General features: G+C 71.6%; 12 protein-coding genes. 7 read left to right on the forward strand and 5 right to left on the reverse strand.

The window, feature by feature from the left end:
* Positions 1–141 precede the first annotated feature (141 nt).
* On the forward strand, positions 142–1,404 hold the full coding sequence (locus AC0VY3_RS30680) for a nucleotide sugar dehydrogenase (protein ID WP_103509698.1): 1,263 nt from the start codon (positions 142–144) through the stop codon (positions 1,402–1,404).
* Between the two features lie 134 nt (positions 1,405–1,538).
* Positions 1,539–2,168, forward strand: a complete 630-nt coding sequence (locus AC0VY3_RS30685) for a hypothetical protein (protein ID WP_242741472.1) — start codon at positions 1,539–1,541, stop codon at positions 2,166–2,168.
* A gap of 73 nt (positions 2,169–2,241) precedes the next feature.
* Here the strand turns inward: AC0VY3_RS30685 and AC0VY3_RS30690 are convergent, their stop codons facing one another.
* The 4 genes from AC0VY3_RS30690 to AC0VY3_RS30705 all read right to left on the reverse strand — a co-directional run bounded on the left by AC0VY3_RS30690 (position 2,242) and on the right by AC0VY3_RS30705 (position 6,579).
* On the reverse strand, positions 2,242–3,366 hold the full coding sequence (locus tag AC0VY3_RS30690; RefSeq protein WP_103509696.1) for a GuaB3 family IMP dehydrogenase-related protein: 1,125 nt from the start codon (positions 3,364–3,366) through the stop codon (positions 2,242–2,244).
* 104 nt (positions 3,367–3,470) lie between these two features.
* Entirely contained in the window at positions 3,471–4,973 is a 1,503-nt protein-coding gene (gene guaB / locus AC0VY3_RS30695) for an IMP dehydrogenase (protein ID WP_030084431.1), read from the reverse strand.
* A gap of 139 nt (positions 4,974–5,112) precedes the next feature.
* Positions 5,113–5,688 (reverse strand): sigma-70 family RNA polymerase sigma factor, encoded by a 576-nt coding sequence (locus AC0VY3_RS30700; protein ID WP_030084428.1) that lies wholly within the window; start codon positions 5,686–5,688, stop codon positions 5,113–5,115.
* 279 nt (positions 5,689–5,967) lie between these two features.
* Positions 5,968–6,579 (reverse strand): response regulator transcription factor, encoded by a 612-nt coding sequence (locus tag AC0VY3_RS30705; RefSeq protein ID WP_003948568.1) that lies wholly within the window; start codon positions 6,577–6,579, stop codon positions 5,968–5,970.
* A 453-nt stretch (positions 6,580–7,032) separates the two neighbouring features.
* Between AC0VY3_RS30705 and AC0VY3_RS30710 the strand changes: the two genes are divergently transcribed.
* The gene (locus AC0VY3_RS30710; protein WP_103509695.1) at positions 7,033–7,368 is read left to right on the forward strand and encodes a WhiB family transcriptional regulator; all 336 of its coding nucleotides are present in this window, start codon (positions 7,033–7,035) and stop codon (positions 7,366–7,368) included.
* 139 nt (positions 7,369–7,507) lie between these two features.
* Here the strand turns inward: AC0VY3_RS30710 and AC0VY3_RS30715 are convergent, their stop codons facing one another.
* A complete protein-coding gene (locus AC0VY3_RS30715; RefSeq protein WP_030084425.1) occupies positions 7,508–8,398 on the reverse strand; it encodes a LysR family transcriptional regulator in 891 nt (296 codons plus the stop codon).
* Positions 8,399–8,479: 81 nt separating this feature from the next.
* On the opposite strand from AC0VY3_RS30715, the gene AC0VY3_RS30720 reads away from it, so the two are divergent.
* The 4 genes from AC0VY3_RS30720 (at position 8,480) to AC0VY3_RS30735 (ending at position 12,986) form a co-directional block, all read left to right on the forward strand.
* A complete protein-coding gene (locus AC0VY3_RS30720; RefSeq protein ID WP_475551085.1) occupies positions 8,480–9,148 on the forward strand; it encodes an MOSC domain-containing protein in 669 nt (222 codons plus the stop codon).
* Between the two features lie 179 nt (positions 9,149–9,327).
* A complete protein-coding gene (locus tag AC0VY3_RS30725) occupies positions 9,328–10,902 on the forward strand; it encodes an outer membrane protein assembly factor BamB family protein (RefSeq protein WP_475551086.1) in 1,575 nt (524 codons plus the stop codon).
* Between the two features lie 75 nt (positions 10,903–10,977).
* Complete coding sequence (locus tag AC0VY3_RS30730) at positions 10,978–11,751, forward strand: SDR family NAD(P)-dependent oxidoreductase (RefSeq protein ID WP_103509691.1); 774 nt, start codon at positions 10,978–10,980, stop codon at positions 11,749–11,751.
* 110 nt (positions 11,752–11,861) lie between these two features.
* A complete protein-coding gene (locus tag AC0VY3_RS30735; RefSeq protein WP_475551087.1) occupies positions 11,862–12,986 on the forward strand; it encodes a LacI family DNA-binding transcriptional regulator in 1,125 nt (374 codons plus the stop codon).
* Positions 12,987–13,099 lie beyond the last annotated feature (113 nt).

A 13,099-nucleotide genomic window follows, 5' to 3' on the forward strand; every position in this document is an offset into this window, starting at 1 on the left:
GTTCAGCCACCGCCTGTGGACAACACCCGGGCGTCCGGAACCACGCAATGCGACATATAGGTCATATTTACGCCTAGTCTGACATTGCGCTGTCCACAGCAGTTGCGATCTTCGCTCTCCGCACTTAGGGGGTCTTCCTGTATGCCCGCAGACCTCGCCGTCATCGGACTCGGTCACCTCGGCCTGCCACTCGCCCAGGCCGCCGTCACCGCCGGAATCGACACCGTCGGCTACGACCCCGACCCACGCCCCTACGCGGAGCTCGGAGCGGGCCGCAGTCCCGTCGAAGGCACCCTCACCGCGTCCGAGATCCGCCGCATGCTCTCCGGCGGCTTCCGGCCCACCACCGACGCCGCCGAGCTGGGCCGGATCCGTACCGCCGTGATCTGCTCCCCCACCCCCCTCGGCCCCGACCGCACCGTCGACCTCACCGCCCTCGGCGACGCCGCCCGCGCCCTGGCCGCCCGACTGCGCCCGCACACCACCGTGCTGCTGGAGTCCGCCGTGCCGCCCGGCACCACCGAGACCTTCCTGCGCCCCCTTCTCGAAGAGGGCTCCGGGCTCCTCGCCGGACGCGACTTCCACCTGGCCTGCTCGCCGAGCCGGCTCGACCCCGGCAACCGCGGCCACACCCTGGCCAACACGCCCAAGGTCATCGGCGGCCTCACCCCCGCCTGCACCGAGTCGGCCGCCGCCTTCTACGGACGGCTCACCGACAAGGTCGTCCGGGCCCGCGGACCGCGCGAGGCGGAGATGACGAAGGTGCTGGAGACCAACTTCCGGCACGTCAACATCGCCCTGGTCAACGAGATGGCGGTGCTCTGCCACGACCTCGGCGTCGACCTCTGGGACGTCATCCGGTGCGCCGAGACCAAGCCGTTCGGCTTCCAGCCCTTCCGCCCCGGACCCGGCGTCGGCGGCCACGGCGTCCCGGTGGACCCGGGCTGCCTGCCCTACAGCACCCGCACGCCCGGACACCCGCTGCGGATGGTCTCGCTGGCGCAGGAGATCAACGACCGGATGCCCAGTTACGTCATCCAGCGCTGCGCCACCCTCCTGAACGAGCACGGCAAGTCCGTCCGGGGCGCACGCGTCCTGCTCCTCGGCGTCACCTACAAACCGGACAGCGCCGACCAAGAGGCCTCCCCCGCCCGGGAGATCGCCACCCGGCTGATGGACATGGGCGCCCAGATCGGCTACCACGACCCGCACGTCCTGGACTGGCGGGTGCGCGAACGCCCCGTCCCGCGCGCCGACTCGCTGTACGAGGCGGCTGCCGCCGCCGATCTGACCGTCCTGCTCCAGCAGCACCGCACCTACGACCTCCAGGGTCTCGCGGTCAAGGCCCAACTGCTCCTGGACACCCGGGGAGCCACTCCGGCGGGGGCCGCGCACCGGCTCTGAGGGCGGTGCGCGGCGGCCGAAAAAGATTGCCGGTGACCGAATCCGGTGCGTACTGCTACCCTGCGGCGTCACAGGGCGCACAGACGTGCGCACCACGCACACTCGTGCGCAGCCGCCCCAGGGGGAGTTCCACCGTGAGTCAGCCCGTGCAGCCGCCGAACCAGCCCCAGCAGCCCTACGGCGGTCAGCCCGTCGAGGGCAACCCGTACGCCGGCCAGCCGGGTCAGCCCGCTCCCGCCGCGCCGACCGGCAACCCGTACGGCCAGCAGCCCCCAGCCCCGACCGGCAACCCGTTCGCGGGCCAGCAGCCGGGCCAGGGCGCCCCGTTCGGCGGCGGCGCGCCCTTCGCCCCGGCGCCCCCGGCCCGTAACAACGTCCTGCTCGGTGTGCTGGTCGCGCTCGGCGCGGCGCTCGTCGCGGGCATCCTGTACGGCGTGATCGCGGGCTCCATCGAGCGCGAGGTCGGCTATGCGGCGGTCGGCGTCGGCTTCCTGGTCGGCTTCGCGGCGAGCAAGGTCGGCGGCTCCAACCCGGCAGTCATCGCCGCCTCGGCGGTCTTCTCCATCGGCGCCGTCTACCTCGGCCAGCTCGTCGGCATCTCGATGGTGCTCGCCGACCTGGCGCAGATCCCGTTCTCCGAGGTCATCGGCGACCACTTCGACACCGTGACCGAAGCCTGGTCGCAGGAGGCCGACTTCATGACCTACCTCTTCCTCGGCCTCGCCGCGGTCGCCGCCGTCGGTGGCGCCAAGAAGGCCGGCTGACACCCGGCGGGACCACCCGGAAGGGCCCGGACCGTGACGGTCCGGGCCCTTCCGTATACGTACGTACGGGAGATCAGCGGCGGTGCTGCGAGTCCGCCACCGTCACCTCGACGCGCTGGAACTCCTTGAGGTCGCTGTAGCCGGTGGTGGCCATCGCGCGGCGCAGGGCGCCGAAGATGTTCATCGAGCCGTCCGGGGTGTGCGAAGGACCGGTGAGGACCTCCTCCGTCGTCCCGACCGGACCGAGGTCGACCAGCTTGCCGCGCGGCACGTCCTCGTGGACGGCCTCCATGCCCCAGTGACGGCCACGGCCCGGCGCGTCGGAGGCGCGGGCCAGCGGGGAGCCCATCATCACGGCGTCGGCGCCGCAGGCGATGGCCTTCGGCAGGTCGCCGGACCAGCCGACGCCGCCGTCCGCGATGACGTGCACGTACCGGCCGCCGGACTCGTCCATGTAGTCGCGGCGGGCGCCGGCGACGTCCGCGACGGCGGTGGCCATCGGGACCTGGATGCCGAAGACGTTGCGCGTGGTGTGCGCGGCGCCGCCGCCGAAGCCGACGAGGACACCGGCCGCGCCGGTCCGCATCAGGTGCAGGGCGGCGGTGTACGTGGCGCAGCCGCCGACGATGACCGGGACGTCCAGCTCGTAGATGAACTGCTTCAGGTTCAGCGGCTCGGCCGCACCGGAGACGTGCTCGGCGGAGACCGTCGTACCGCGGATGACGAAGATGTCGACGCCCGCGTCGACGACCGCCTTGGAGAACTGGGCGGTGCGCTGCGGGGAGAGCGCGGCGGCGGTGACGACGCCGGAGTCGCGCACCTCCTTGATGCGCTGCCCGATCAGCTCCTCCTGGATCGGCGCGGAGTAGATCTCCTGGAGCCGGCGGGTAGCGGACTCGACCGGCATCTCGGCGATCTCGTCCAGCAGCGGCTGCGGGTCGGCGTGCCGGGTCCACAGGCCTTCCAGGTTCAGCACACCCAGGCCGCCGAGCTCGCCGATCCGGATGGCGTGCTGCGGGGAGACCACGGAGTCCATGGGAGCGGCCAGGAACGGCAGCTCGAAGCGGTAGGCGTCGATCTGCCAGGCGATCGAGACCTCCTTCGGGTCCCGGGTGCGGCGGCTCGGAACGACGGCGATGTCGTCGAATGCGTATGCCCGGCGGCCGCGCTTGCCGCGCCCGATCTCGATCTCAGTCACGATGTGTGGCCTTTCCCTCTACGTCTGCGCTGACCAGTATCCCCGACACGCGGCTGAGGGGCGGTACCGGGAACTCCGGTCCGCCCCTCACCTGCGCTGATGCGTTACTTCCTGCTGTAGTTCGGCGCTTCCACCGTCATCTGGATGTCGTGCGGGTGGCTCTCCTTGAGACCCGCCGAGGTGATCCGGACGAAGCGGCCCTTGCTCTCCATCTGGTCGACGGACGCGGCGCCGACGTAGCCCATGGTCTGGCGCAGGCCGCCGACGAGCTGGTGGAGGACGTTGGCCAGCGGGCCGCGGTAGGGCACCTGGCCCTCGATGCCCTCGGGGACGAGCTTGTCGTCCGAGGAGACCTCGGCCTGGAAGTAGCGGTCCTTGCTGTACGACCGGCCCTGGCCGCGCGACTGCATCGCGCCCAGCGAGCCCATGCCGCGGTACGACTTGAACTGCTTGCCGTTGATGAACATCAGCTCGCCCGGCGACTCCTCGCAGCCCGCCAGCAGGCTGCCCAGCATCACGCTGTCCGCACCGGCGGCCAGGGCCTTGCCGATGTCGCCGCTGTACTGGAGGCCGCCGTCGCCGATCACCGGGACGCCCGCGGCACGGGCGGCGAGCGCGGCCTCGTAGATCGCGGTGACCTGCGGGACGCCGATGCCGGCGACCACGCGGGTGGTACAGATCGAGCCGGGTCCGACGCCGACCTTCACGCCGTCGACACCGGCGTCGATCAGGGCCTGGGCGCCGTCGCGGGTGGCGACGTTGCCGCCGATGACGTCGACGCCGACGCTCGACTTGATCTTCGCCATCCAGGCGAGGGCGTTGCTGTTGTGGCCGTGCGAGGTGTCGACGATGAGGAAGTCGACCCCGGCGGAGGCGAGCGCCTGCGCGCGCTCCAGCGCCTCGGGGCTGGCGCCGACGGCCGCGCCGACGAGCAGCCGGCCCTCGGCGTCCTTGGCCGCGTTCGGGTACTGCTCGGCCTTCTTGAAGTCCTTGACCGTGATGAGGCCCTTGAGGAGGCCCGCCTCGTCGACCAGCGGCAGCTTCTCGATCTTGTGGCGGCGCAGCAGCTCCATGGCCTCGACGCCGGAGATGCCGACCTTGCCGGTGACGAGCGGCATCGGCGTCATGACCTCGCGCACCTGGCGCGTACGGTCCGACTCGAAGGCCATGTCGCGGTTGGTGACGATGCCGAGCAGCTTGCCCGCGGCGTCGGTGACCGGGACACCGCTGATGCGGAACTTCGCGCAGAGCGCGTCCGCCTCGCCGAGCGTGGCGTCGGGGTGCACGGTGATCGGGTCGGTGACCATCCCGGACTCGGACCGCTTGACCAGGTCGACCTGGTTCACCTGGTCCTCGATGGAGAGGTTGCGGTGCAGCACGCCGACGCCGCCCTGACGGGCCATGGCGATCGCCATGCGGGCCTCGGTCACCTTGTCCATGGCGGCGGACAGCAGGGGGATGTTCACCCGGACGTTGCGCGAGATGAGGGTCGAGGTGTCGACCGCGTTGGGCAGGACCTCGGACGCGCCGGGCAACAGCAGCACGTCGTCGTAGGTCAACCCGAGCGTCGCGAATTTCTCGGGCACTCCGTCGACGTTTGCAGTCATGACACCTTCCCCAAATGGCCTTGATCGGTGCGGATGTCCATGCTAACGGGCTCCACGGGTGTCTCATTCCACGATCAAGATCACTTGGCCGTTCTGTAGCTTCCTACAGACCCCTCGGGGAGGGCCGGAACAGGCGCCCCTACTGCTCCGCGAGCGCCCGGAGCCTGCTGAGCGCGCGGTGCTGCGCGACCCGGACCGCACCCGGCGACATCCCGAGCATCTGTCCGGTCTCCTCCGCGGTCAGCCCGACCGCGACCCGCAGGACCAGCAGCTCGCGCTGGTTCTCCGGGAGGTTGGCGAGGAGCTTCTTGGCCCAGGCCGCATCGCTGCTGAGCAGGGCGCGCTCCTCCGGACCGAGGGAGTCGTCGGGCCGCTCCGGCATCTCGTCGGAGGGGACGGCGGTCGACCCGGGGTGGCGCATCGCGGCGCGCTGGAGGTCGGCGACCTTGTGACCGGCGATCGCGAAGACGAAGGCTTCGAAGGGCCTGCCGGTGTCCTTGTAGCGCGGCAGCGCCATCAGCACCGCGACGCAGACCTCCTGCGCCAGGTCCTCCACGAAGTGGCGAGCATCACCGGGAAGGCGGTTCAGCCGGGAGCGGCAGTAGCGCAGGGCGAGGGGGTGTACATGAGCCAGCAGATCATGGGTGGCCTGCGCGTCGCCGTCGACGGCCCGGTGCACGAGGGCACCGATCACCGTGGTTTCGTCGTCGCGCATCGGACCATGGTGCCCTGATGCCGTCAGGTCCGCTCCATCGCGTCCCGAGTTGTGCACCGAAGCGTTATGAGCGGGTGCGCCGGATGTCATGTCCTGCGCCCTCCCCTTCCGCTCGACCGAATCGTTCCTGAGGAACTCCACGACTCAAGGATGCGTCATCGGCCGGGAAGCGTCACATGGCACCGCTGTGCGGGCGCCCGGATACGGGGTGTGGAGCCGGTGGCCCGCTCCGTGACCCCGTCCGCCGGTGTGCGGACGGGGCGCGGCCCGGGCCGGTCGTCAGCGGACCAGGCCCCAGCGGAATCCGAGGGCCACCGCATGGGCGCGGTCCGAGGCCCCGAGCTTCTTGAACAGGCGTCGGGCGTGGGTCTTGACCGTGTCCTCGGAGAGGAACAGCTCACGGCCGATCTCCGCGTTGGAGCGGCCGTGGCTCATGCCTTCGAGCACCTGGATCTCGCGCGCGGTGAGCGTCGGGGCCGCCCCCATCTCGGCGGACCGCAGCCGGCGCGGGGCGAGCCGCCACGTCGGGTCGGCCAGCGCCTGGGTGACGGTGGCCCGCAGCTCGGCGCGCGAGGCGTCCTTGTGCAGATACCCGCGGGCCCCGGCGGCGACCGCGAGCGCGACGCCGTCCAGGTCCTCGGCGACGGTCAGCATGATGATCCGGGCCCCGGGGTCGGCGGAGAGCAGCCGCCGGACCGTCTCCACACCCCCCAGACCGGGCATGCGTACGTCCATCAGAATCAGATCCGAACGATCGGCACCCCAGCGGCGGAGGACTTCCTCGCCGTTGGCCGCCGTCGTCACGCGCTCGACGCCGGGCACGGTGGCCACCGCGCGACGGAGCGCTTCTCGGGCAAGCGGGGAGTCGTCGCAGACGAGGACGGATGTCATGACCGTCCTCCGCAGCTGATGCGCGTCACCTTGAGCCTCCAGGCTGGTACAAGTCGTCACCTGTGCGGTTGACCCCCTCGGACATGTGCCCGAGCCGGATATCCGTCAACCGCATCCGCTCTCTTAACGACGGTCACTCGAAAGAGTTACGGGTCGGGCGGTCGGGTTCGGCACTCTACGTGAAGGGCCGTGTACGGAGGAGAACGGCACGATTGATTCACCCATCAACCGAATCTTCACTCTCTGGCATGCCCTATTTGGCAGCTTTTCTTCCCTTTAGAGGGTGTCTGTGGCTAGATTCGCAATCAGTCATATTTACATCTACTAGCACCGTAGATGTACGGTCGAGACTTCGGTCACACCGATCACAGACGGTCCGAACACCGCAGGCCGTCGATCACAGACGGTCGAGGATGCCGCTTCCGACGCAGCACAGCTCCGAGGGGACAAGCAATGGCAGATTTCTCCCGCCTTCCCGGACCCAACGCAGACCTGTGGGACTGGCAGCTGCTCGCCGCCTGCCGAGGCGTGGACAGCTCCCTGTTCTTCCACCCGGAGGGTGAGCGCGGCGCCGCCCGGAGCGCCCGCGAGACCTCCGCCAAGGAGGTGTGCATGCGCTGCCCGGTACGAGCCGAGTGCGCGGCGCACGCCCTGGCCGTCAGGGAGCCCTACGGAGTGTGGGGCGGCCTGACGGAGGACGAACGCGAAGAGCTGATGGGCCGGGCCAGGACCCGGCTGATCACCGCGGCGCCCTCCGGGGCCTCCGCCGACGGCCCCGGCGCCACCTGACACCCGTACGCGACCACTGAACGCAGAAACGTTTCTTCAGCACCTTCAGCCATCCGGCCCGCGACCAGCCGCAGCGGGACCGGCCCCCTCACCGCCCGTGGGCCGCGGGGCCCGGCGGGCTCCGCGGCCCCGCGCGGTCTCAGCGCGCGGCCGTCCGCGCCAGCTGGTCCAGCGTGGCCGCCACCGCCGGGACCCGGGCCAGGTCCGGCAGGGTCAGGGCGACGATCTCCCGCTCGATCGCGGGCTCGACCGGCACTGCCCTGGCCCCCTTGGGGCGTACCGACTCGACGGCCAGCTCCGGCAGCACCGCCACCCCGAGCCCCGCCCCGACCAGGCCCATCACCGCCGGGTAGTCGTCGGTGGCGAAGTCGATGCGCGGGGTGAACCCGGACTCCTCGCAGACCTCGACCAGCTGCCGGCGGCAGCGCGGGCAGCCCGCGATCCACGACTCCTCGGCCAGCTCGCCGATGGACACGCTCGCCGCCCCGGCCAGCCGATGCCCGTCCGGGACCAGGCCGATCAGCCGGTCGGTGAGCAGCGGCCGGACCACCAGGTCGTCCCATTCGCCGCCGGTCGCCCCGTAACGGAACGCCAGCGCGATGTCGCAGTCGCCCTCACGCAGCAGGTCCACCGAGCGTGGCGGCTCGGCCTCGACGAGCGACACCCGGGTCCCGGGGTGTTCGGCACGCAGGGCGGCCAGCGCCCCCGGCACCAGGGTGGAGCTGCCGCTGGGGAAGGAGACCAGCCGGACCCGGCCGGCCCGCAGTCCGGCGATGGCGGCCACCTCCTCCTCGGCGGCGGTCAGCCCCGCGAGGATGCCGGAGGCGTGCCGCACCAGCGCCTCGCCGGCCTGGGTGAGGCGCATCTCGCGTCCGGTGCGGATCAGCAGCGTGGTGCCCGCGGAGGCTTCCAGGGCCTTCATCTGCTGGCTGACGGCGGGCTGGGTGCAGCCGAGTTCGCGGGCGGCGGCGGAGAACGAGCCGGTGGTGGACACGGCACGCAGGACACGGAGGTGGCGAGCTTCGATCACCCTTCCAGCATAAGAAATTCTTGGAGGCGGGGCGAATTAATGAGGTGACCCTTTGGGATCAGGGGCGGCTAGCGTGATCGTATGAAGCTGCTGACCGTGAATACCGGCCAACCCCGCCACTCCGCCCAGGCCGACGGGCCCGGAGGGCTCACCGGGATCGACAAGCGACCGGTGGAGGGCCCGGTCGAGGTGCTCGACCCCGGCCCCAAGGGCGTCGGCGGCAGCGGACTCGCCGGTGACGCGGTGTGCAACCTGCGCCATCACGGCGGCAGCGACCAGGCGGTGTACGCCTTCGCCCGGGAGGAGCTTGACGCCTGGGAGCGGGAGCTGGGTGGCCGGAAACTGGCCAATGGCGCGTTCGGCGAGAACTTCACGACGCTGGGGCTCGACGTCAGCGGCGCACTGATCGGCGAGCGCTGGCGGGTGGGCGCGGACCTGGTGCTGGAGGTGACCTCGGGCCGCATTCCGTGCCGGACCTTCGCCCACCATCTCGGCGAGAAGGGGTGGGTCCGGCGGTTCACCCAGCAGGGCGTCAGCGGCGCGTATCTGCGGGTGATCGAGCCGGGGACCGTCCGCGCGGGCGACTCCATCGAGATCGTGCACCGGCCCGGCCACGAGGTGACCGCCGCCCTGCAGTTCCGGGCCGTGACCACCGAACGCACCCTGCTGCCCCTGCTGCTGGCCGCCGGGGAGGCGCTGCACCCCGAGGCGCTGCGCAAGGCCCGGGAGTACGCCGCGCGGCAGGGCTGAGGCCGGGCGGGACGGTCCCGTACGAGGACGGCGCCCCGGTTCGGTGACGTAGCGTCACTCCTCGCGATGCCCGGGGGCGTTGAGCGGGAACTGGACCGGCGCGCGGCGCGTCCACCACCAGGGACCTTGCGTCCGAGAATCGGTTCTCGAGCCGCGTGGCACGTCTCAGGGGGAAGACCATGCCCGACCCGCAGCAGCCCTGGTACAACCCGGGCCCGCCGCAGCAGCCCGTTCCCGGAAACCCGTACGCCTCGCAGGACGGCGCGCCCCAGGGGTTCGGGCCGCCGCCACCGCCACCGCGTCGTCGGCGGTTCGGCCGGGGGCCGGTCGTCGCGGCGGTCGTCGCGCTGGTGCTCGTGGTGGTGGCGGGCGGGGTGTACGCCATCACCGACCGGGGACGGGACGAGCCGACGAAGCCCGCGGCGAAGCAGACGCCCGGCCCTTCCGGACCGGCGTCCCCGTCCCGTACGCCCGCGGCCGGCGCCCCGGGGCTGAGCCACATTCCGACGACGGAGGAGGTCTCGGCCGCGCGGAAGCCGGGTGAGGCGGCGGCGTGGATCGCCGACGACAGGACCGACCTGCCCAAGCAGATCAACGTCGTCCATGACCTGTGGATCGTCGGCGACACCGCCGTCCAGGCGCTGCACCGGAAGGTCACCGCCTACCGGCTCTCGGACGGCGCCGAGGTCTGGAGCGTGACGCTGCCGTCCGCCGTCTGCGAGACACCGGCCAACCCGACGCCGGACGGCAAGGTCGTGGTCTTCCGGAACGAGAGGCCCGACAACGAGCGGGGCAATCTCTGCAACCAGATGCAGATGATCGATCTGAAGACGGGGAAGCAGGGGTGGCACAAGAAGCTCGACGAGCCCGGTGACGAGAGCGCGTTCATCGTCTACAGCGCCATCAGTGGCGACGTCCTGTCCGTCGCCCGGGGCATGGTGGCCATCACCTACCGGATGGCCGACGGGAGCAAGCTGTACGAGATCCCCCGGGAGAACAAGGACAAGTGCGTTCCCGACGATGTGGCGGGCGGCCCGGCCCGGCTCCTGGTGAGCTCCGAGTGCATGATCGCCGTCGAGCGGGGCAAGAACTACGGCCAGGTGCGCGAACTCGACCCGCGCACCGGCAAGGTGCTGTGGCGCTACCGGATGAAGACCGGCTGGAGGTTCGGCAGTCTGATCTCCATGGACCCGGTCGTCTTCACCGTCTACAACGACAAGGACACCGCGTCCGACTGGCGGATCACGGTCCTGGACCCCAAGGGCAAGCACCGCGTCACCTTCGACGCCCGGGACAAGGGCTTCGAGGAGTGCGCCGGAACCGGGTCGGGCGGTGACATCCAGCCCTGCCGGGGCGCCTCGGTCGACAAGGGCCTCATCATGCTGGGCGGCCAGGACCAGGTAGGCGCGTACGACGTGAAGACCGGGAAGTTCCTGTGGGGGATCAAGTCCGACGAGCTGCGCACGCTGTATCCGCTGCGCGCGGAGGACGGCACGTCGATGCGCATCTACGAGGCGGCCGGCCCGAGCACCCCGGGCCGGACCTTCCTGATGGGCCCGCGCGGCGCCGGCACGGAGACGGACGTCGTGAAGCACCCGGTGGCGACCGCGCGGTGGGAGTACGAGATGTTCATGGGGCACACGGCCTACGTCGACGGACGGCTCGTCCTGACCTCGACCCACATGAGCGGCGACGAGGACCGCAAGCCCGTGCGCGAGGCCCGCATGCTGTCCTTCGCCCCGGGGGCGCCCTGACCCGGACCGCGGGGTCTCCCCCGGTCGGCCGGGCGGGTGTCGTCCCGGGCCGGGCGGGGCACTAACGTGCCGCGTATGACGACTGCACTGATCACGGGCGCGACGGCGGGTATCGGGGCCGCGTTCGCGCGGCGGCTCGCGGCCCAGGGGCACAACCTGGTGCTGGTGGCGCGGGACACCGCACGGCTGCGCGAGCAGGCCACGGAGCTGCACGACCGGCACGGCATCGAGGCCGAGGTGCTGAGCGCCGACCTGTCCACGGACGACGGGATCGAGGCGGTCGCGAAGCGGCTCGCGGAGCGCACGCATCCGATCGATCTGCTGGTCAACAACGCCGGGTTCGGCAACAAGGGGCGCTTCCTGGAGGTGTCCATGGCCGATGAGCTGACGATGCTGAAGGTGCACTGCGAGGCGGTGCTGCGGCTGACCTCGGCGGCCGTCGCCGGGATGCGGGAGCGGGGCCGGGGCGGGGTCGTCAACGTGGCGTCCGTCGCCGCGTTCGTGCCGCGCGGTACGTACGGGGCGTCGAAGTCGTGGGTCGTGCAGTTCACCCAGGGCGCGGCGCGGGATCTGGCCGGTTCGGGGGTACGGCTGATGGCGTTGTGCCCCGGGTTCGTGCGGACGGAGTTCCACGAGCGGGCCGGAATGGGCACGGACAACATCCCGAACTGGATGTGGCTGGACGCCGACAAGCTGGTGGCCTCGGCGCTGGCGGATCTGGCCCGGGGGAAGACGGTGTCGATCCCGGACCCGCGCTACAAGGCGCTGATGGGTCTGGTCAAGGTGGCCCCGCGCGGGTTGCTCGGCGGGGTGACCTCGCGGACGGGGCGCAAGTACGGCCCGCAGTAGGGCAGTAGCGGTACGGGAGTCGCTCGGCCCCTCCCGCGTCCGGCCGCCCTGTGATCGAATGATCGCCCGTTGCTCAGGGTTCGATCATTCTGCTCCAGGGGGCTGTCTCCGTGCGCGAAGGTGCTGCTGAACGTCATGACCGGCTGCTGAACCTGGTGCGCGAGCGCGGCACCGTACGGGTCTCCGATCTGGCGGACCGGCTCGGCGTCGCCACGGTCACCGCCCGGCGCGATGTCGAGGCGCTGGCCTCCCGGGGGCTGCTGGAGCGGGCGCACGGTTCGGTGTCGTGGCCCGCCGACCGGGGCCCGGCCGGTACGCCGGCGGGCGGCGGCCCCGTGATCGGGATGCTGGCCCCGGCCGCCGCCTACTACTTCGCCGAGGTGATCCGGGGCGCCCACGAGGCGGCCGCCCGGCTCGGCGCGCGGCTGATCCTGCGGGTCACCGACTACCGCCCCGAGGACGACGCGGCGCACGCGGCCGGTCTGCTGGCGGCCGGGGCGCAGGGGCTGCTGCTGGCGCCGAGCTGGACGGAGCCGGACCACCCGGAGCGGTACGGCGAGTGGATGGCCCGGCTGCCGGGCGAGAAGGTGCTGGTGGAGCGGAAGGGCGCACCCGGCAGCCCGCTGGAGGGCCTGGACCAGGTGGGCTCGGACCATGCGCACGGGGTGCTGCTCGCCGTTCGGCACCTGGTGCGGCTGGGACACGGGACGCCGATGCTGGTGGCCCGTTCGGACAGCCCGACGGCCCTGGCGGTACGGGCCGGGTTCACTCGGGCGCTGGCCGCGCTGGGGCTCGCCGGGACGGAACCGCTGATCGCGACGGTCTCCGCCGACCGCGATCCGGCGCTCTTCGAGCGGTCGGCGCAGGCGGTGCGGTCGGCGGTGCGCGAGGGGCGGGCGAGCTCGGTGCTGGTCCACAACGACGAGGAGGCCATCCGGCTGGTGCGCCGGCTGGCCGAGCTGGGGGTGCGGGTCCCCGGGGACCTGGCGCTGATCACGTACGACGACGAGGTGGCGGCGCTGGCCGACACCCCGCTGAGCGCGGTGGCCCCGCCCAAGCGGGAGGTGGGGCGCAGCGCGGCGGAGCTGCTGGTGGAGCGGCTGGCCGGGCCCCGGTATCCGGGCGGGGACGGGTCTTCGCCCCGGCGGCAGGTGGCGCTGCTGCCGGCGCTGCGGGTGCGGGAGTCCTGCGGGCGGCCGGGGGCGGGCGACGCCGACCGTCTTGCGACGGTCTGACCCTCTTCACCCCCTCCCAAATCGATCATTATTCGATCATTCAATCTTTCGCTCTTGACTTCGCTCAGGAGGGATCGAAACATCGCGGCTACCCAGCTCGTACCGTCCGTACA

It is taken from the genome of Streptomyces sp. iso_384, from assembly GCF_056172905.1.